The organism is Rhizobacter sp. OV335 (assembly GCF_900142965.1).
Taxonomy (GTDB): Bacteria; Pseudomonadota; Gammaproteobacteria; order Burkholderiales; family Burkholderiaceae_C; genus Rhizobacter.
On the sequence record NZ_FRCQ01000022.1, the window covers coordinates 1 to 17,528 of the forward strand.

Here is a 17,528-nt window from a genome sequence, read left to right on the forward strand (position 1 = left end):
GGGGCCGACTCCACGAAGAAGATCGGCTTCGGGGGTGCATCGGCAAACTCCCTCCACTCACTTCGTTCGTTGTGGTCAAACAGTGCCGATGAGTCGGTCTACGAAGCACGCTGGCGCGTGCCACCCCCGAAGCCGATCTTCTTCGTCACCCCAGAAATCGCCCCCAGCCCCTCCCGCCACCCACCGCGACGCTCAACACCACCCGCTCTTGTTGGGGGGAAAAGACTGAAGTGACTGACGAGCGTGCGGGCGCTCGCATGCTCAACCGTCTGTTCAGTCTTTTCCCCCACAAAGAGCTGCGGTGTCCGCAAAGGCGCGGGTGGGGAGGCTGTGGAGCGCCAATAGGGACGGGGCGCACCGGCCGGCGAGCCACAGCCTCCCCACCCGCGCCTTTGCTCGCGCGAAAACCGTCAGCTCCGGAGACGAAACGCGGCATCCCAGCCGAGCTCGCGCCGCACCTTGTCACCCGTGATCTGCCAGCTCGGCTCAGCGACGTTGTAGATGCCCGGCGCGCCGCGATCAACCGCCAGCAACGCCGCATACGCAGCAGCGTCCACATGCAAGGCAGACGGCTTGCCCGCGGCCGTCTCGACCCCGGTGCCCGGCCCGTAGAACTGCCCGTAGCGCAGAACCACCCCTTCGAGCCCTGGCGATTGCGTCACCAGTTGCTCAAGGGTCGCAACAGCTTCCACCGTGTGCGCCCGCGCCCCTTCGGCCTTCAGGTCCAGCGGATCGGTCTCGGCATGCGGCTCGCGCCCCGCGGCATACACCCACGCGATGCTCTGCGCCACCATGCGCTTCGCTCCACACGCAAGCGCTGCATCGACCAGGTTCTGCGTGCCCTCGATGCGCAGCCGCGCGTTGCGGGCCAGCGCCTCGTCGCGCGTCGCCGCATCGTTCAGCAGCGCGAGGTCGGTCACCTGGTGCACGATCACGTCGGGCTTCAGCCGCAGCATCGTCGCGCGCACCGCGGCCGCATCGAACACGTCGAGCACGATCGGCTCGGCGCCCGCGGCCATGATCGACGCTGCCTTCGCCTGGCTGCGCGTCGTGCCGAACACGTTGTAGCCACCGCCGACCAGCAGCGGGATGAGCCGGCGGCCGACGACACCCGTCGCACCGGCAAGAAGAATCTTCGTGGAAGTCATGAACTCATTCCACACCAAAGCGGAAGCCCCACCGGCAGCAGGTGCTCTGCAGCGGGAGGACAATCGCGGTCATGTTGAAGAACTTTGAAGCCATCTCGCAAGCAGCACCGTCGCGTGGCGACGTGTTGCTGTTCGTCGTGTAGTTCAAGGTCTTCCCCACCACCGGAAGGCCCTGCGCCTTCCGGTCCCAGAAACCCCGGTCGGCACTGCCCCCGGGGTTTTTGCTTTTCAGTCTGCACGTTACTGCCATGCGCACCTACGACAAGTTGATTGCCACGATTCACGACCGCCAAAGCACGGGCGGCTTGCGCTCGTCCTTTGGCGTGTCCGACGACACCAGAGCCATGCAAGTTACGGGCTAGCCCACGGCGAATCTTCGCCGGGGCTGGCAAAAACGGCCCCAGTTTGAAAGATTCGTCATGAACCGCAACACCACCACCCCCCGCCTTCTTCGCAACATCGGCGTCATCGCCCATGTCGACGCCGGCAAGACCACCACCACCGAACGCATCCTGTTCTACACCGGTGCGAATCACCGCATCGGCGACGTGAACGACGGCAACACCGTGATGGACTACGACCCGCAGGAGCGGGCGCGTGGCATCACCATCAACAGCGCGGCCACCACCGTGTTCTGGAACGGTGCGCAGATCAACCTCATCGACACGCCCGGACACATCGACTTCAACATCGAGGTGAACCGCTCGCTGCGCGTGCTCGATGGCGCGGTCGTCGTGTTCGACGGCGTCGCCGGCGTCGAGCCGCAGACCGAGACCAACTGGCGCCTCGCCGACAAGTACCGCGTGCCCCGCCTCGCCTTCATCAACAAGCTCGACCGCGTGGGGGCCGACTTCACCCGCGTCGTGCAGATGATGGAGTCGCGCCTGGGCGTCACCGCGCTGCCGCTGCAACTGCCGATCGGTGCCGAGGACTCGTTCCGCGGCGTCGTGGACCTGCTCGGCCGGCGCGCGCTGGTCTGGCCGGCCGCCGATGCGAGCCAGCCGCCGCTCATCGAAGCCATCCCCGACGACCTGCAGGCGCAGGCGACGATCGCGCGCGCCCGCCTGGTCGAGGCCGTGGTCGAGCGCGACGACGCCCTGCTGCAAGCTTGGCTGCAAGGCGACGAGCCGTCGGTCGAGCAGCTGCGTGCAGGCCTGCGCGCCGGCACGCTGGCGGGCGCCTTCGTGCCGGTGCTGGCCGGCTCGGCCTTCCGCAACCGCGGCATCGAGCCGCTGCTGGACGCCGTCATCGACTACCTGCCGGCGCCCGGCGACGTCGCGACCGAAGGCCAACCCGAGTCGGATGCCGACGGCCCGCTGGCGGCGCTCGCGTTCAAGGTCGTCTCCGACGACCACGGCGCGATGGTCTTCGTGCGCGTGTACCGCGGCCGCCTGCGGCCCGGCGACAGCGTGCTCAACGCCAGCACCGGCCGCACCGAACGCGTGGCGCGCCTGTATGAAGTGCATGCCGACAAGCATGTGGAAGTCCCGGCCCTCGAGGCGGGAGACATCGGTGCGCTCGTGGGCCTGAAGGACACGACGACCGGCCACACGCTCGCCGACAAGCGCCATCCGGTCGTGCTGGAGAGCATCTCGATTCCGGAACCGGTGATCCACATCGCGGTGGAGCCGCGCACGCAGGTCGACCAGCAGCAGCTCGGCAAGGCATTGGCCGCGCTCGCCAAGGAAGACCCGAGCCTGCGCATCCGCCAGGACGCCGAATCCGGCCAGACCCTGCTGTCCGGCATGGGCGAGCTGCAGCTCGAGGTGACGCTCGAGAAGCTGCGCACGCGCCATCGTGTCGAGGTGACGGTGGGCCGGCCGCAGGTCGCCTACCGCGAGACGGTCACGCGCACGGTCGAGGTGAGCCACGTGCACAAGAAGCAGAGCGGCGGCCCCGGGCAGTTCGCCGGCGTGACGCTGCGCATCGCGCCGCTGGCGCGCGGCGACGGCCTGCGCTTCGTGAACCAGGTGACCGGCGGCGCGATCCCGCGCGAGTTCATCCCGGGCGTCGAGTCCGGCGTGAAGCGCGCGGCCGAGACCGGCGTGCTGGCGGGCTACCCGGTGGTCGACCTCGAGGTCACGCTGCTCGACGGCAGCTTCCACGAGCGCGACTCGTCGGTGCTGGCGTTCGAACTCGCGGCGGTCGCGGCCTTCCGCGACGGCGTCGCACGCGCGGCGCCGGTGGTGCTCGAGCCGGTGATGGCGGTGGAAGTCGTCACGCCGGCCGACTACCTCGGCGACAGCATCGGCGACCTGCACCGCCGGCGCGGCCACGTGCGCGCCCAGCATCCGCGCGGCAACGCGACGGCGCTGGAAGCGCACGTGCCGCTGAAGGAGATGTTCGGCTACATCGGCAGCCTGCGGGCGCTCTCGTCCGGGCGGGCGCAGTACTCGATGCAGTTCAGCCACTACGCCGAAGTGCCGGCGCCGCTGCAAGCCGAGCTGTTGGCGGCTTAAGTCCCCAGCCCGCGTTCGCTGAGGGACAGCGTGCGCCGGAACTCCCGGCGCACGCGGTACAGCTGGGCCGGCCGGTTGGCCCGGCCCAGCTCCAGCTCGCCGTCGATCGGCTCCAGCATCGCGAGCTCGTCCATCTTGCGGCGAAAGCTCACCTTGTTGACCGGCTCGCCGAGCACCGCCTCGTACACCGACTGCAGCTGCGGCAGCGTGAAGCGCTCGCCGCACAGGTGCACCGGCAGCGACGAATAGTGGCTCTTCACCCGCACCCGCGACACTGCCAGTTCGACGATGCGCCCGTGATCGAACGGCAGCGTCGGCAGCCGGTCGGCCGGCAGCACGCGCAGGTGCGCCGCATCGACCGGCACCAGCTGCAGCGGCACCAGCGCGTAGTACGCGATCGACACCGACCAGCCGCGCGGATCCCGCCCGGGGCCGGACAAGGTCGCGAGCTGCTCCAGGTACGGGCTCACGATGCCGGCCTTGTCGCGCAGCACCCGCATCGCGGCATCCTCGGCGCCCTGGTCCTCCTGCTGGTGCACGTAGCCGCCGGGCAGCGCGAGCGCGCCGCGGAACGGCTCCCGGTCGCGCTTGTGAAGCACCACGTGCAAGGCACCATCGCGCAGCGTCAGCAGCACCACGTCGACGGTGCAGATGACGGGCGGGTAGGAGTCGGCGGCCATGGGCTCGATGTTAGGGCCATCGCCCGGTGGCCTCGTTACTTAGTTGCAATGTTGATCTAACTCGTCTAGAGTACCGTCACGTTCAAGACGAAAGCCAGCGATGAACCTGCGAACCCAGCTTCTGATCATCGATCCGCAGAACGATTTCTGCGACCTGCCCGAGACCTGGCGGCCCACCGATCCGCTGACCGGCCAACCGGTCGCGCCCGCGCTGCCGGTCAGCGGTGCCCACGCCGACATGCAACGCCTGGCCGGCTTCATCCGCCAGGCCGGCGATGCGGTCACCGACATCACCGTGACGCTCGATTCGCACCATCGCGTCGACATCGCCCACCCGACCTTCTGGCAGCAGCGCGACGGCAGCGCGGTCGGCCCGTTCACGCCGATCACCGCGCGCCAGGTGCGCGACGGCGCATTCCGCCCGCGCGATGCCGCGTCGCTGCCGCGCACCCTCGCCTACCTCGATGAACTCGAAGCCCGCGGCCGCTACACGCTGATGGTCTGGCCGGTGCACTGCGAGATCGGCAGCTGGGGCCACAACATCCACGCCGACGTGCGCGCCGCCTGCAACGCCTGGGAAGAACGCCGGCTGGCGGCGGTCGAGATGGTCACCAAGGGCGAGAACCCGTGGACCGAGCACTACAGCGCGGTGCAGGCCGAGGTGCCCGATGCGGGCGATCCCGACACCCAGCTCAACCTGGCCCTGATCGAGCGCCTGGACCGCGCCGACCTGCTGCTGATCGCCGGCGAGGCCGGCAGCCATTGCGTGAAGGCCACCACCGAGCACGTGGTCGACCACCTGCCCGGCGGGCGGCTGGAACGCGTCGTGCTGCTGACCGACTGCCTCAGCCCGGTCAGCGGCTTCGAGGCGCAGCAGCAAGGGTTTCTCGACGCGATGCGCGCCCGCGGTGTTCAACTTGCCACCAGCGGCGAAGTCCTTCGCCGCCTGACTTGAAAGCCACCATGCCGCCCGTCATCCACAGCCTGCTGGAGACCGATCTCTACAAGTTCACGATGTGGCAGACCATGCTGCACCGGCACCCGCAGACGCAGGCCGAGTACAGCTTCGTCTGCCGCAACGCGCCGGCGTACCCGCTGGCCGAGCTGCTCGGCGACGTGAACCGCGAGCTCGACCACCTGTGCGCGCTGCGCTTCACCGAAGACGAGCTCGCCTACCTCGGCGCGCTGCGTTTCATCAAGTCGGACTTCGTCGACTTCCTGCGCATCTTCCAGTTCCAGCGCGTCTTCATCACCGCCCGGGCCGACGGCAACACGCTGCAGATCATCGCGAACGGCCCACAGGTCCATGTGATGGCCTTCGAGATCTTCGCGCTGGCGATCGTCAACGAGCTGTACTTCCGCCGCTTCGATGCCGCCGCCGCGCTCGCCGCCGGCCGCGAGCGGCTGCAGGCCAAGATCGCGACGCTGCGTGCCTTCGGCGCCGAGCCGCCGCGCCGCAACCCGTTCGAGTTCTTCGATTTCGGCGTGCGCCGCCGCTACAGCGGCACCTGGCAGCGCGAGGTCGTCTCGACGCTGAAGGAGGCCCTGCCCGAGTACTTCCGCGGCAGCTCCAACGTGCTGCTCGCGAAAGAACTCGGCCTGGTGCCGATCGGCACGATGGCGCACGAGTACCTGCAGACCTTCCAGGCGCTCGGTGTGCGGCTGCGCGATTCGCAGAAGGCCGCGCTCGAGGAATGGGTGCAGGAGTACCGCGGCGACCTGGGCGTCGCGCTGACCGACGTGGTCGGCATGGACGCCTTCATCGCCGACTTCGACCTCTACTTCGCGAAGCTGTTCGACGGGCTGCGCCACGATTCCGGCGACCCGGTCGCGTGGGGTGAGAAGGCGCTGGCCCACTACGCGAAGCTGCGCATCGACCCGCACACGAAGCGGCTGGTGTTCTCCGACGGCCTGACGATAGCAACGGCCCTCGAGCTCTATCGTCATTTTGCCGACCGCACGCAGACCGGCTTCGGCATCGGCACCAGCCTGTCGAACGACGTCGGCCTGACGCCGCTGAACATCGTGATGAAGCTGACCCGCTGCAACGGCCAGCCGGTCGCCAAGCTCTCCGACAGCCCCGGCAAGACGCTGTGCGACGACCAGACCTTCCTCGCGTACCTGCGCCAGGTCTTCAACGTCCCCACCTGATGGAGCGCGCATGCTGAGAATCACGATCGCGCAACTCAACCCGACCCTTGGCGACATCGACGGCAACGTCGCGAAGATGATCGCCGCGGCCCGGCAGGCCGGCACGCAGGGTGCCGAGCTGGTCGTCTTCACCGAACTCGGGCTGACCGGCTACCACCCGGCCGACCTGCTGGAGGAGCCCGGCTTCCTGCAGCGCGTCGACGCCGGGCTCGATGCCTTGCTGCAGGCCTCGCGCGAGCTGCCCGGGCTGCACTGGGTGGTCGGCGCACCGCTGCGGCGCGACGGCCCCGGCAAGCGGCTGCACAACATGCTGCTGGTGCTGCATGCCGGCGAGATCGTGCTGCGCTATGCCAAGCAGCTGCTGCCCACCTACAACATCTTCGACGAACGCCGCCACTTCGAGCCCGGCCCCGATGTGGCCAAGGTGCTGCGCATCGGCGACACGCAGGTCGGCATGATGATCTGCGAAGACGGCTGGAACGATGTGGCCGGCGACTACGCGGTCAACCCGTTCGAACGCATGCGCGACGCCGCGCCCGACCTGGTCGTCTCGATCAACGCGAGCCCATCCGAGATCGGCAAGCGCGAGCAGCGGCACCAGATCTTCGGCGACGCGAGCCGCCGCCACCGGCTGCCGATCCTGTACGTCAACCAGATCGGCGGCCACGACCAGCTGGTGTTCGACGGCGCGTCGTTCGCGACCGAGGCCGACGGCCGCGTGGTGTACGAAGCCCGGCGCTTCGTCGAGGACGTGACGACGCTGCGCTTCGAGCACGGCCGCTTCCTGACGCTGGACGGCGACGCGCCGCCGCCGGTGCCGGCCGCCGGACTGCCGACGATGGCGTTCTACCAGGCGCAGATCGTCCTCGGCCTGACCGACTACGCGCGGCGCTGCGGATTCCGGCAGGCGGTGGTCGGTTCGTCGGGCGGCATCGACAGCGCGTTGACGCTGGCACTCGCCGCGCAAGCGCTCGGGCCGCACAACGTCAGCGCGGTGACGATGCCGTCACACTACTCGTCGGCCGGCTCGGTCGACGACTCGGTCACGCTGTGCCGCAATCTCGGCATCGAACTCTTCACACACCCGATCGCCGAGCTGGTCAACGGCTACGGCGCGCAGTTCGAGCGCAGCTTCGGCAAGCCGCTGCAAGGCCTGCCGCACGAGAACCTGCAGGCGCGCATCCGCGGCACCGCGCTGATGGCCTACTCGAACAGCTTCGGCCACCTGCTGCTGACGACCGGCAACAAGTCGGAGATCTCGGTCGGCTACTGCACGCTGTACGGCGACACCAACGGCGGCCTCGGGCTGATCGGCGACCTGTACAAGACAGAGGTGTTCGCGCTGTCGCGCCACCTGAACGAGGCGGCCGGCCGCGAGATCATTCCAGCCGCCATCATCGACAAGCCGCCGTCGGCCGAGCTCGCACCCGGCCAGAAGGACACCGACAGCCTGCCGCCCTATGAGGTGCTCGACGAGGTGCTGAAGCTCTTGATCGAAGGCGACCGGCTCGCGCCGCGCGAGCGGGCGCAGGCCGATGCGTTCGTCGCGCAGCTGCAGCGCAGCGGCGACGGTCGCGCGCTGGTCGAGCGGGTGCGGCGCATGATCGCCCGCAACGAATACAAGCGGCGCCAGGCGCCCCCCATCATCCGCGTCCGCCCCCGTGCCTTCGGCAGCGGCCGGCAGATGCCCATCGCGGCCTTCATCCCATGAGAACGATTCCGTCCCACCCCCCGGCAGTGCTTGGCTTGCACCACGACACCGCGGTATACATCGGACGCTTCCAACCGTTCCACAACGGCCACCTGGCGCTGCTGAACCAGGCGCTGGCGATCGCGCCGCGGGTCATCGTCGTGATCGGTTCGGCGCACCAGGCGCGCTCGCCGAAGAACCCGTTCAGCTGGGAAGAGCGGGCCGAGATGATCCGGCTCGCAGTGCCCGAAGACGAGCGCGGCCGCATCGATTTCCTGCCGGTGCGCGACTACTACGACGAGACGCGCTGGCTGAAGGCGGTGCACGACGGCGTACACGCGCTGATCGCGAAGCACGCCGATCCGCGGCTCGGCTCGATCGGTGTCGTCGGGCACTTCAAGGACGCGACCAGCGAGTACCTGCAGGGCTTCCCGGGCTGGCGGCTGCACAGCGTCGAGCGCGTGACGGCCGCCGACGGCACCGCGCTGCGCGATGCCTTCTTCGCGTGCGCGCCGGACGATGTCGACGCGACGGTCGCGGCCCTGGTCGGCCAGGCGCCATCGACGACGCTCGGCTTCCTGCGTGCCTGGTCGCGGTTGCCGCTGTTCGGCGCGCTGACGGCCGAATGGCGGATGCTGAAGGCCTACCACGCCTCGTGGGCCGGCTCACCGTACCCGCCGGTCTTCGTCACCGTCGACGCGATCGTGCAGTGCGCCGGCCGCGTGCTGCTGGTGCGCCGCGGCCAGGCGCCCGGCAAGGGCTTGTATGCGGTGCCGGGCGGGTTCATCGAGCAACGCGAGACCACCTACCAGTCGGCCCTGCGCGAGCTGCGCGAAGAAACGCAGCTGCACCTGCTCGACGCCAGCATGCACCAGTGCCTGCGCGAGACCGCGGTGTTCGACCACCCCGACCGCAGCCAGCGCGGCCGCACCATCACGCATGCCCACCACTTCGACCTCGGCGACCGCGAGCTGCCCGAGGTGGTGGCCGGTGACGACGCGGCCGCCGCGCTGTGGACGCCGATCGGCGAGCTGCCCGCGCTCGAGGACCAGTTCCTCGACGACCACTTCCACATGCTCGATCACTTCCTGGGACTGACGCCGCGATGAGGGAAGAAGCCGCCCTGCTCGACCGCTACCGCGGCTGCCTGCTCGGGCTGGCCTGCGGCGACGCGGTCGGCACCACGCTGGAATTCCGCCGCCGCGGCAGCTTCGAGCCGATCACCGACATGGTCGGCGGCGGCCCGTTCGGCCTGAAGGCCGGCGAGTGGACCGACGACACCTCGATGGCGCTGTGCCTCGCGACCAGCCTGGTCGAACGGCGCGGCTTCGATGCCGAGGACCAGATGAACCGCTACGTGAACTGGTGGCACCACGGCTACCTGAGTTCGACCGGCGCCTGCTTCGACATCGGCATCACCGTCTCGGCCGCGCTGCAGCGCTACCTGCAGACCCGCAACCCGATGGCCGGCTCCACCGATCCGATGAGCGCCGGCAACGGCTCGCTGATGCGGCTCGCGCCGGCGGTGCTGTTCGGCCACCCGGACATGGCCACCGCGATGGACCTGGCCCGCCGCAGTTCGGCCACCACGCACGCGGCCACCGAGGCGCTGGAGTGCTGCACGCTCTTTGCCGAGCTGCTGTGCCACGCGCTGGATGGCCACCCGAAGGACGCGATCCTGTCGAGCCGGCTCGCGGCACCGACGATGCCGAAGGTGCAGGCCATCGCGGCCCGCGAGTACCTGCACAAGCGGGAGTCGCAGATCGCCGGCACCGGCTACTGCGTCGCGTCGCTCGAGGCCGCGCTGTGGTGCTTCGCGCAGACCGACAGCTTCGAGGCCGCCGTGCTGCGTGCCGCCAACCTTGGTGACGATGCCGACACCACCGCCGCGATCGTCGGCCAGCTCGCCGGCGCGCACTACGGCAAATCCGGCATCCCGGCCCGCTGGCTGGTGCGGCTGCACCAGCGGGCCAAGATCGAGAAGCTGGCGGACGCGCTGCGGCGCTGAGCCGTCACGCGCCCAGCGACGTGACCGTGACACGCCAGTGCCCCTCGACACCGTCGGTCACGATGCGCAGCGGCAAGAAGCGCTCGATCACCGCGAAGTTGGTCCGCGCGTGTTCCGTCAACTCGGTGCAGCTGAAGCTCGCCGGCCGGCCGCTGCGCCACACCGCGAGCGCGAGCGGCAGCACCCACTGGTCGGCCAAGTGCGGGCCGAGCGCGCCGGTGCCGGCCTGGTAGGCGCGCAGCTCCGCGGCGAGCGACAGCGCGACCTCTTCGGCGCTGCGGCCGCGCTCACCGAAGCTGATCGCCAGCTCGGTCACGTGCTCGTGGGCCAGCGTCGCCATCAGCGCATTGCCAGGACCCTCGTTCTGGCGCAACACCGGCACCTGCAACGCATCGTCGGGCCAGCCGAGCTCGCGCTGCAGGATGGCGAGTTCGCGTGACGCGACGCTGCGCGGCACCGCCGCGGCCAGCGCCTCCGCATGGGCCGCGAGCAGGGCACCGCGCTCCACCAGGTCGTACGGTTGCAGCCCGCCGACGGCCGGCAGGATCTCGGCGACGAACTCGCCGCCGCCTGCCGGAAAGAAGCCGTGGCGGCGCAACTGCAGGCGGCTGCCCGCGCCCAGGCGCTGCAACAGCGGTGCGTAGCAACGCTCGATGAAATGGAACGGCGGCGCCATCGGGTTGTGCGTGCCGCCAGCGAGCGTCAGCCGGCTCGTTCCATTGGCCAACATCAGCGCCGGCCACACGGTCTGCAGCACGAGCGTCGCGCTGCCGGCCGTGCCGACGCTGAAGACATGGTCGCCGGCGCACACCGTGCCGGGTTCGAAGACCAGCGACATCGAGCCGGCCTCTGCACCCTGCACCCGCGCCCCACTGACAGCCTGCGCCGCCTGCACGCAGGCCAGGTGCTGGCGCATCAGGCCCGGCTTGGGCCGGCGCGCGCGGATGTCGTGCAGCGCGACGCTTTGGCCGGTGCACATCGCGAGCGCCAACGCGCTGCGCAGGATCTGGCCGCCACCCTCCCCGGTGGCGCCGTCGAGTTCGATCATCGTGATTCCTTGTTGTTGTCTTGTTCCATCGTGCGATCAAGCGGGATCCCGAAGGACCCGAGCTGGAACCGCACTGCCGCTCGCAGCGGCTCGGCAATGCCGGCCTGCGCGTCGCGCCAGGCCGCCGACACGCTGCCCCGCTGCGCGGGCGTGGGCGCAACGAAACAGCGGTTCATGTCGGCGAGCCAGGCCCGAAGGCCCTCGGACGCAAGCTGCCACGTCGTCTCCGCCAGCGTGCCGCCGGCCAGCGTGGTCAGCAGGAACCACCCACGGTCCCACGGCGACGCGCGGACCATCAGCTGCAACGCGACGCGCATCGCTTGCGGCGTCCCGAGTGCCTCGACCAGCTGCCGCGCCCGCTCGGCCGATGGCGCCGGCGCGCCACGAACGACCGCCTTGACCGCCAGCCGCTGCACGTGCGGCGATGCGTCGAGCAGCGTGCGTTCGATCAGCATCGGCAGGTCAGCACCCGGCTCGGCCATCCATCCTTCGTAGGCCGCGACCCGCAACGCCACGGCACTCGCACCGCTCATCGCCCGGCACAACGCCGGGTGACCAGGGTGCTGCCGTGCACGCAGCAGCCGCAGCATCACGGCGCGCAGGCGGGCAGACAGCGACGCATCCGGCACACCGGCCAACGCACGTTGATCGACCTCGGCACGCAGCGCAGGCGATGCCGCGGCCACGGCCAACCCTCGCACGGCTGCGCTGCGGTCGAAGCACAGCGCCTGCAGCAGCGCCGGCTCGACGCCGTCACCGCTCGTCGACAACCCCCGTAGCCCCGCCACACGCACCTCGGCGAACTTGCCACGGCAGGCCTCGCGCAGCAGCTGCGAACGCAGCGGCCCCACCGGCAGCGCCGCGGCACGCTGCACCGCGGTGCGTGCGACCAGCACATCGTTCGACCGCAGGCCACCCGCCAGCACGGCAAGGCCCGAGGCGTCGTCGCGGCAAGCCTTCGCGCTCAGCAGAAACAGAAAGCGCGCAGCCTCGCGGTCGGACGCCGGCAGACCGACGCCCACGCGCGCGAGATGCCCCGGCGTCGACAGGAAGTCCTCGATCGCCTGCAGCAGTTCGCGGTGGTCGACGCGGCGCGCCTGGCGCAGCCGCAGCAGCGCCGGCAATGCCTGCCGCCAGCCGTCGAGGCGGCGCTCGTTCAGCCACGCCAGCACGGCCTGCGCCGCGGCATGCCGCACCGGCGCGACCCAATCGTTGGCCCGCACCAGCAGCATGCGCAGCGCGCGCGGGTCATCGCTGGCCGCCAGCGCCGCGACCGCGGCCTGCCGCTCGTAGCCGCTCGGCGACGCGGCCGCGGCCAGCCAGGCCTCGACGCCGTTCGCGCTCTCGGCAGGCTTGCCGAGCCATCGGCTCAACCAGGTGTTCATGCTCCTCCTCCCTATCCTTTCACGCACACCACCTGCTTCAGCGTGTGCACGACCTCCACGAGGTCCTTCTGTGCTGCCATCACCGCGTCGATGTCCTTGTAGGCCATCGGGATCTCGTCGATGACGTCCGCATCCTTGCGGCACTCGACGCCCTCGGTCGCCTTCACCTGGTCGGCCACGCTGAACAGCTTCTTCGCCTTCGTGCGGCTCATCACGCGGCCGGCGCCGTGGCTGCAGCTGTCGAAGCTCTCCGGGTTGCCGAGGCCGCGCACGATGAAGCTGCGCGCACCCATGCTGCCCGGAATGATCCCCATCTGGCCGCGCTTCGCGCTGACCGCCCCCTTGCGGGTGACGAACACGTCTTCACCGAAGTGGCGTTCCTGCTGCACGTAGTTGTGGTGGCAGTTGACGGCCTCGACGTGCGTCTCGAACGGCTTCGCGATCACCTGGCGCACGGTGGCGATCAGGTTGGTCATCATCACCTCGCGGTTGCGCGCCGCGAACTTCTGCGCCCAGCCGACACCGCGCACGTAGTCGCCGAAATACTGCGCGCCTTCCTCGAAGTACGCCAGGTCCTGGTCGGGCAGGTTGCGCTGCTGCGCTTCGGCATCCTTCTTCGCCAGTTCGATGAAGTGGGTGCCGATCGCGTTGCCGACACCGCGCGAGCCGGAGTGCAGCATGAACCAGACGGCGCCCTCCTCATCGAGGCAGACCTCGATGAAGTGGTTGCCGCCGCCCAGCGTCCCCAGGTGCTTGCGGTTGTTGGTGTTCTTCAGGCGCGGGTGCAGCTCGCACAAGGCATCGAACTCGTCGACGAGCGTCGCCCACACCTGGTCGACGGTCTCCGGCGGGTTCTCCCAGCTGCCCTGGTCGCGGCCGCGGTGGCGCGGCGTCGAGCCGTGCGGCACCGAGCGCTCGATGGCCGCGCGCAGCGGGCCCAGGTTGTCCGGCAGGTCTTCGGCGCGCAACGTGGTCTTGCAGGCCATCATTCCGCAGCCGATGTCGACGCCGACCGCGGCCGGGATGATCGCGCGCAGCGTCGGGATCACCGAGCCGACGGTCGCGCCGATGCCCAGGTGCACGTCGGGCATCGCCGCGATGTGCTTGAAGACGACCGGCAGGCGGGCCGCGTTCGCGAGCTGCTGCTTCGCCTCGGCTTCGACCGGCACGCCGCGGGTCCACATCTTGACGGGCACGCCGCCCTCGATGGTTTCGGTGTCGTAGTTCGTGTTCATGTTCTTCTCGCTTGCTGATTCACAGATTCAAAAGATGATGTCGTGCACCGACCAGGATCGGTGAAACGTTTCGCGCTCTATCCCCTGAGCTACGGTCCCCCTGATTCGGGACCGGCGGGACTCGAACCCGCGACCTCGAGCACCCAAAGCTGTAGTTCCACCCGCATTCGATGCACGACATCAAAACCTCAAGACGGAAGCCCCCGCGTGGCGACAAACAATTGGGGAGACGGAACAATTTTGGATGTAGTCCCACCCGGCATTCGCCACGCGACAGCTTTCAATCACTTCATTGCATTTCCAGTGGCAGCTTGTCGATCTCGCCGACCCAGTGCCCGGCTCCCATCCGGCCCTCGGCAAACATCGCCAGCATCGAGAACACCGCATCGGAGAATCCTCCGACGTTCATGATGTCCTCACGCTCCGCCGCCTGCGTCGTCGCATGCGGCTGGATGTCGATGCACACCAGGCGGGCCTGCGGATTGCGGTGCTTCAACAGCTCCCACTCGCGCAGGGTCTGCGTTGCACCGCCTCGCCGCGCATCCACCCAGGACTCGTTGTCCGATACCAGCACCACCAAGTCCACCTTCGCGCCTTCGGCATTCAACAGCGCCAGCGGTGCGCTGCAGTTCGTGCCGCCACCCCCGATGCGGGCCAGGGCCCGCGCATTGGTCATCACCGAATCACGGCCGTTCAGCGCGAGCTTCACGACCTTCTGCTCGAACGGCAACACGCGCGCCGTCGGCGTCTTGCGCAGGATCGCCGCCGACACCAGGGCTGCCACATCGATGCAACGCACCGTGCTGGTCGCCGAACCGCGATGGCCCGTCACGGCCGAGCTCATCGAGCCCGACACGTCGGGGCACACCACGACGCGGCCTTGGAGACGCGGCACGTTGACCAATGCGGCCTCCATCGCATCCTGCAGGGCCTCTCGAACCACCGCCGGCACACCATCGCCGGTCGCCATGAAGGCCGACATCAGCTGGTACGGCATCACCCGCGCCTGGGCCACGGCCTTCGGATCGCGCAGCTTCGCGGCAACCACGTCGGCCATGCCGTCCAGCGCGAACACGCCATGCCGGGCAAAGGTGTTCAGGTTCTGACGCACCATCTGCCATGAACCGGTTCGAGCCACTTCCGCCCATTGCCGAGCGCTCAGCGGCACCGCCGTCAGCATCTGGAACGGCACGTCGGGCAGCTCGGCCACCTCGCCGCGGGCCACGGCCCGCTTGAAGCGCTCGAAGGCTTGCGTCAACGGCGGCAGTGCCGCTTCGTCGACCGGCTTGCCGATCAGCCATGCGAACCACGCAGCGCGCCAGGCCTCCGCAGGCTTCGGGTGAACCATCTTCACCACATCGGCCAACGAAGGCGTGTTGCCCACCGAGGCGTTCAACAGCTGCTTCTCGCTGGCATTCAGCAACCAGTCCTGCACCAGCTTCTTCGGGCGCGTTCCCAGTGACTTGCGACCGACAGCGCCGCTTCGGACGATCTGCACGAAGTTGCGCAGCATCTTGCCGTTGTCGACCACGCGGCCGAACACCTGGGCCAGCAACGCCACGTCGCGAGCGGCCAGCGACGCCGCCAGCAAGGCCGGCATGTCCTTCATGTGACCTGTCTGACGGGCATGGACGGCGGTCTTCGCAACGAACGGCGCGTCGACCTGCGCGGCCAGCGTCATCGCGCGCTCCAGTTGCTCCTCGGCGCCGGCATAAAAGGTCTGGCCCAGACAACCGGTGGCAGCCAGCTGCGCCAGTTGGTGGCGCGGGCTCAGTGCGTACGCGCCGGCCTGGTGATGGTTGGTCGCATCGGCCGCAGGCGGCAACTTGCCCTTGAGCGTCTGGAACAGTTCGGTGTTGACCATGTGGGTTCTCCTCGCATTCAACTTGTGCAAGTCTTATTGCAACGGATGTGCCAGATGTGGGAAGGCCTCGCTTGTCACCACTTAACTCATTGATAAATAAGGAATTTTCTTCTCCACCTGCGGAAATTTCCCGAAACACCGAAGAACAAAATCCCCGTACAGCTAGACTCACAGCTAGTGAATTAGCCACCTATCCATGTCCAAGCAAACCGTCGTCATCGGCTTCCTCGGCACCCAGCTCGACGCCGGCCAGGGCGCCGGCCGTTGGGAGAAGTGGCGCCCCACCGTCTCGCTGGTGCAGCAGCCCGACGTCGTCGTCCACCGCATCGAGCTGATCCACACGCCACGCCACCTGGGCCTCGCGCAGCAACTGCAGCGCGACATCGCCTCGGTCTCGCCCGAGACGCTGGTCAACCTGCTCCCGATGGACGTGGCCGACCCGTGGGATTTCGGCGAGATGTACGGCGCGCTCTACGACTGGGTCCGCGCCTACCCGTTCGACACCGAGCGCGAGCAGTACCGCGCCCACATCACCACCGGCACGCACGTCGCGCAGATCTGCATGTTCCTGATGGTCGAGTCGCGCTTCATTCCCGGCGTGCTGCTGCAGACCGCACCGCCGAAGAAGCAGACGCACGAGAACCCCGGCAGCCTGACGCTGATCGACCTCGACCTGTCGCGCTACGACGTGCTCGCCAAGCGCTTCCACCAGGCGCAGCAGGACGCGGTCGAGTTCCTGAAGGACGGCATCGCGACGCGCAACAAGGCCTTCAACGCGCTGATCGACGAGATCGAGCGCGTGGCCGTGCGCTCTCGCGCGCCGATCCTGCTGACCGGCCCGACCGGCGCCGGCAAGTCGCACCTCGCGCGCCGCATGTTCGAGCTGAAGAAGTCGCGCCACCAGGTCAGCGGCGAGTTCGTCGAGGTCAACTGCGCGACGCTGCACGGCGACGGCGCGGCCTCGACGCTGTTCGGCCACCGCAAGGGCGCGTTCACCGGCGCGGCCGCCGACCGCGCCGGCCTGCTGCGCAGCGCGCACGGTGGCGTGCTGTTCCTGGACGAGATCGGGGAGCTGGGCCTGGACGAGCAGGCGATGCTGCTGAAGGCGGTGGAGGAGAAGCGCTTCTACCCGATGGGCAGCGACCGCGAGGTCACGAGCGACTTCCAGCTGATGGTCGGCACGAACCGCGACCTGCGCATCGACGTGGCCGAGGGCCGCTTCCGCGAAGACCTGTACGCCCGCATCAACCTGTGGAGCTACCTGCTGCCGGGCCTCGCGCAGCGGCCGGAAGACATCGAGCCGAACGTCGAGCACCTGCTGGCGCGCGTGGCCGCCGAAAACGGCCGGGCGGTGCGCTTCAACGCCGAGGCCCGCTTGCAGTACCTGCGCTTTGCGCAGTCGTCCGAGGCGCTGTGGCGCGGCAACTTCCGCGACCTGTCGGCCAGCATCACGCGGCTGGCGACGCTGGCCGATGGCGGGCGCATCTCATCGGCGCTGGTCGATGCCGAGCTGCAGCGGCTGCGCTGGCTGTGGCAGCACCACGCGAGCGATGCGCCGGCGAGCGACGCCGTCGACCTCGAGGCCTTGCTGGGCGACGCCGCATCAGCACTCGACCTGTTCGACCGGCTGCAGCTGCAGGCCGTCGTGCAGCTGTGCCGCCGCTCGCGCACGCTGTCGGAGGCGGGGCGCCAGCTCTTCGATGTCTCGCGCCAGCAGCGCAGCGTCGTCAACGACGCCGACCGGCTGCGCAAGTACCTTGCGAAGCACGGTCTGAGTTGGGAACGCGTGACAGCCTGATGCCGCGGCGGGGGAGTCGAACCCCCTGGCCCTGGCCGCGCGGCATCGCGCCGCGCGGTATG

Annotated in this window: 13 protein-coding genes; 7 read left to right on the forward strand and 6 right to left on the reverse strand. The window is 69.0% G+C overall.

The window, feature by feature from the left end; genetic code table 11:
* Positions 1-410: 410 nt before the first annotated feature.
* A complete protein-coding gene (locus tag BUE42_RS20960) occupies positions 411-1,148 on the reverse strand; it encodes an NAD-dependent epimerase/dehydratase family protein (RefSeq protein WP_073467244.1) in 738 nt (245 codons plus the stop codon).
* A 419-nt stretch (positions 1,149-1,567) separates the two neighbouring features.
* Between BUE42_RS20960 and fusA the strand changes: the two genes are divergently transcribed.
* On the forward strand, positions 1,568-3,607 hold the full coding sequence (gene fusA, locus BUE42_RS20965) for an elongation factor G (RefSeq protein WP_073467245.1): 2,040 nt from the start codon (positions 1,568-1,570) through the stop codon (positions 3,605-3,607).
* Here fusA and BUE42_RS20970 read toward each other — a convergent pair.
* Positions 3,604-4,287: an NUDIX hydrolase gene (locus tag BUE42_RS20970; RefSeq protein WP_073467246.1), complete on the reverse strand. Its 684-nt coding sequence runs from the start codon at positions 4,285-4,287 to the stop codon at positions 3,604-3,606. The genes fusA and BUE42_RS20970 overlap by 4 nt on opposite strands.
* 100 nt (positions 4,288-4,387) lie before the next feature.
* On the opposite strand from BUE42_RS20970, the gene BUE42_RS20975 reads away from it, so the two are divergent.
* Genes BUE42_RS20975 through BUE42_RS20995 form a run of 5 tightly spaced genes read left to right on the forward strand, consistent with a single transcriptional unit; the run spans position 4,388 to position 10,136 of the window.
* A complete protein-coding gene (locus BUE42_RS20975; RefSeq protein WP_073467247.1) occupies positions 4,388-5,242 on the forward strand; it encodes a cysteine hydrolase family protein in 855 nt (284 codons plus the stop codon).
* Positions 5,243-5,250: 8 nt separating this feature from the next.
* A complete protein-coding gene (gene pncB / locus BUE42_RS20980) occupies positions 5,251-6,438 on the forward strand; it encodes a nicotinate phosphoribosyltransferase (RefSeq protein WP_073467342.1) in 1,188 nt (395 codons plus the stop codon).
* Between the two features lie 10 nt (positions 6,439-6,448).
* Positions 6,449-8,149 carry an NAD+ synthase gene (locus tag BUE42_RS20985; RefSeq protein ID WP_073467248.1) on the forward strand — a complete coding sequence of 567 codons (1,701 nt, stop codon included), beginning with the start codon at positions 6,449-6,451 and terminating at the stop codon, positions 8,147-8,149.
* Complete coding sequence (locus BUE42_RS20990; protein WP_073467249.1) at positions 8,146-9,237, forward strand: bifunctional nicotinamide-nucleotide adenylyltransferase/Nudix hydroxylase; 1,092 nt, start codon at positions 8,146-8,148, stop codon at positions 9,235-9,237. Before BUE42_RS20985 ends, BUE42_RS20990 begins: the two co-directional genes overlap by 4 nt.
* Positions 9,234-10,136 (forward strand): ADP-ribosylglycohydrolase family protein, encoded by a 903-nt coding sequence (locus tag BUE42_RS20995; protein WP_073467250.1) that lies wholly within the window; start codon positions 9,234-9,236, stop codon positions 10,134-10,136. The genes BUE42_RS20990 and BUE42_RS20995 overlap by 4 nt, the downstream gene beginning before the upstream one ends.
* A gap of 4 nt (positions 10,137-10,140) precedes the next feature.
* On the opposite strand, the gene rtcA is transcribed toward BUE42_RS20995, so the two are convergent.
* From rtcA to BUE42_RS21015, 4 genes are all read right to left on the reverse strand, one after another.
* Positions 10,141-11,184, reverse strand: coding sequence for an RNA 3'-terminal phosphate cyclase (rtcA, locus tag BUE42_RS21000; protein WP_200799005.1), 1,044 nt, complete (start codon positions 11,182-11,184; stop codon positions 10,141-10,143).
* Positions 11,181-12,569, reverse strand: a complete 1,389-nt coding sequence (locus BUE42_RS21005) for a hypothetical protein (protein ID WP_143171666.1) — start codon at positions 12,567-12,569, stop codon at positions 11,181-11,183. The genes rtcA and BUE42_RS21005 overlap by 4 nt, the downstream gene beginning before the upstream one ends.
* 11 nt (positions 12,570-12,580) lie before the next feature.
* Positions 12,581-13,804 (reverse strand): RtcB family protein, encoded by a 1,224-nt coding sequence (locus BUE42_RS21010; protein ID WP_073467253.1) that lies wholly within the window; start codon positions 13,802-13,804, stop codon positions 12,581-12,583.
* 289 nt (positions 13,805-14,093) lie between these two features.
* A complete protein-coding gene (locus BUE42_RS21015; protein ID WP_073467254.1) occupies positions 14,094-15,668 on the reverse strand; it encodes a vWA domain-containing protein in 1,575 nt (524 codons plus the stop codon).
* 196 nt (positions 15,669-15,864) lie between these two features.
* Between BUE42_RS21015 and rtcR the strand changes: the two genes are divergently transcribed.
* Positions 15,865-17,466, forward strand: a complete 1,602-nt coding sequence (rtcR, locus tag BUE42_RS21020; RefSeq protein ID WP_073467255.1) for an RNA repair transcriptional activator RtcR — start codon at positions 15,865-15,867, stop codon at positions 17,464-17,466.
* Positions 17,467-17,528: the final 62 nt, after the last annotated feature.

Coding starts and splice junctions, on each gene's coding strand:
- BUE42_RS20995 (WP_073467250.1), top strand. CDS start 9,234: ATGAGGGAAGAAGCCGCCCTGCTCGACCGCTACCGCGGCTGCCTGCTC.
- BUE42_RS21010 (WP_073467253.1), bottom strand. CDS start 13,804: ATGAACACGAACTACGACACCGAAACCATCGAGGGCGGCGTGCCCGTC.
- BUE42_RS20985 (WP_073467248.1), top strand. CDS start 6,449: ATGCTGAGAATCACGATCGCGCAACTCAACCCGACCCTTGGCGACATC.
- BUE42_RS20960 (WP_073467244.1), bottom strand. CDS start 1,148: ATGACTTCCACGAAGATTCTTCTTGCCGGTGCGACGGGTGTCGTCGGC.
- rtcA (WP_200799005.1), bottom strand. CDS start 11,184: ATGATCGAACTCGACGGCGCCACCGGGGAGGGTGGCGGCCAGATCCTG.
- BUE42_RS20975 (WP_073467247.1), top strand. CDS start 4,388: ATGAACCTGCGAACCCAGCTTCTGATCATCGATCCGCAGAACGATTTC.
- fusA (WP_073467245.1), top strand. CDS start 1,568: ATGAACCGCAACACCACCACCCCCCGCCTTCTTCGCAACATCGGCGTC.
- rtcR (WP_073467255.1), top strand. CDS start 15,865: ATGTCCAAGCAAACCGTCGTCATCGGCTTCCTCGGCACCCAGCTCGAC.
- BUE42_RS21015 (WP_073467254.1), bottom strand. CDS start 15,668: ATGGTCAACACCGAACTGTTCCAGACGCTCAAGGGCAAGTTGCCGCCT.
- pncB (WP_073467342.1), top strand. CDS start 5,251: ATGCCGCCCGTCATCCACAGCCTGCTGGAGACCGATCTCTACAAGTTC.
- BUE42_RS21005 (WP_143171666.1), bottom strand. CDS start 12,569: ATGAACACCTGGTTGAGCCGATGGCTCGGCAAGCCTGCCGAGAGCGCG.
- BUE42_RS20970 (WP_073467246.1), bottom strand. CDS start 4,287: ATGGCCGCCGACTCCTACCCGCCCGTCATCTGCACCGTCGACGTGGTG.
- BUE42_RS20990 (WP_073467249.1), top strand. CDS start 8,146: ATGAGAACGATTCCGTCCCACCCCCCGGCAGTGCTTGGCTTGCACCAC.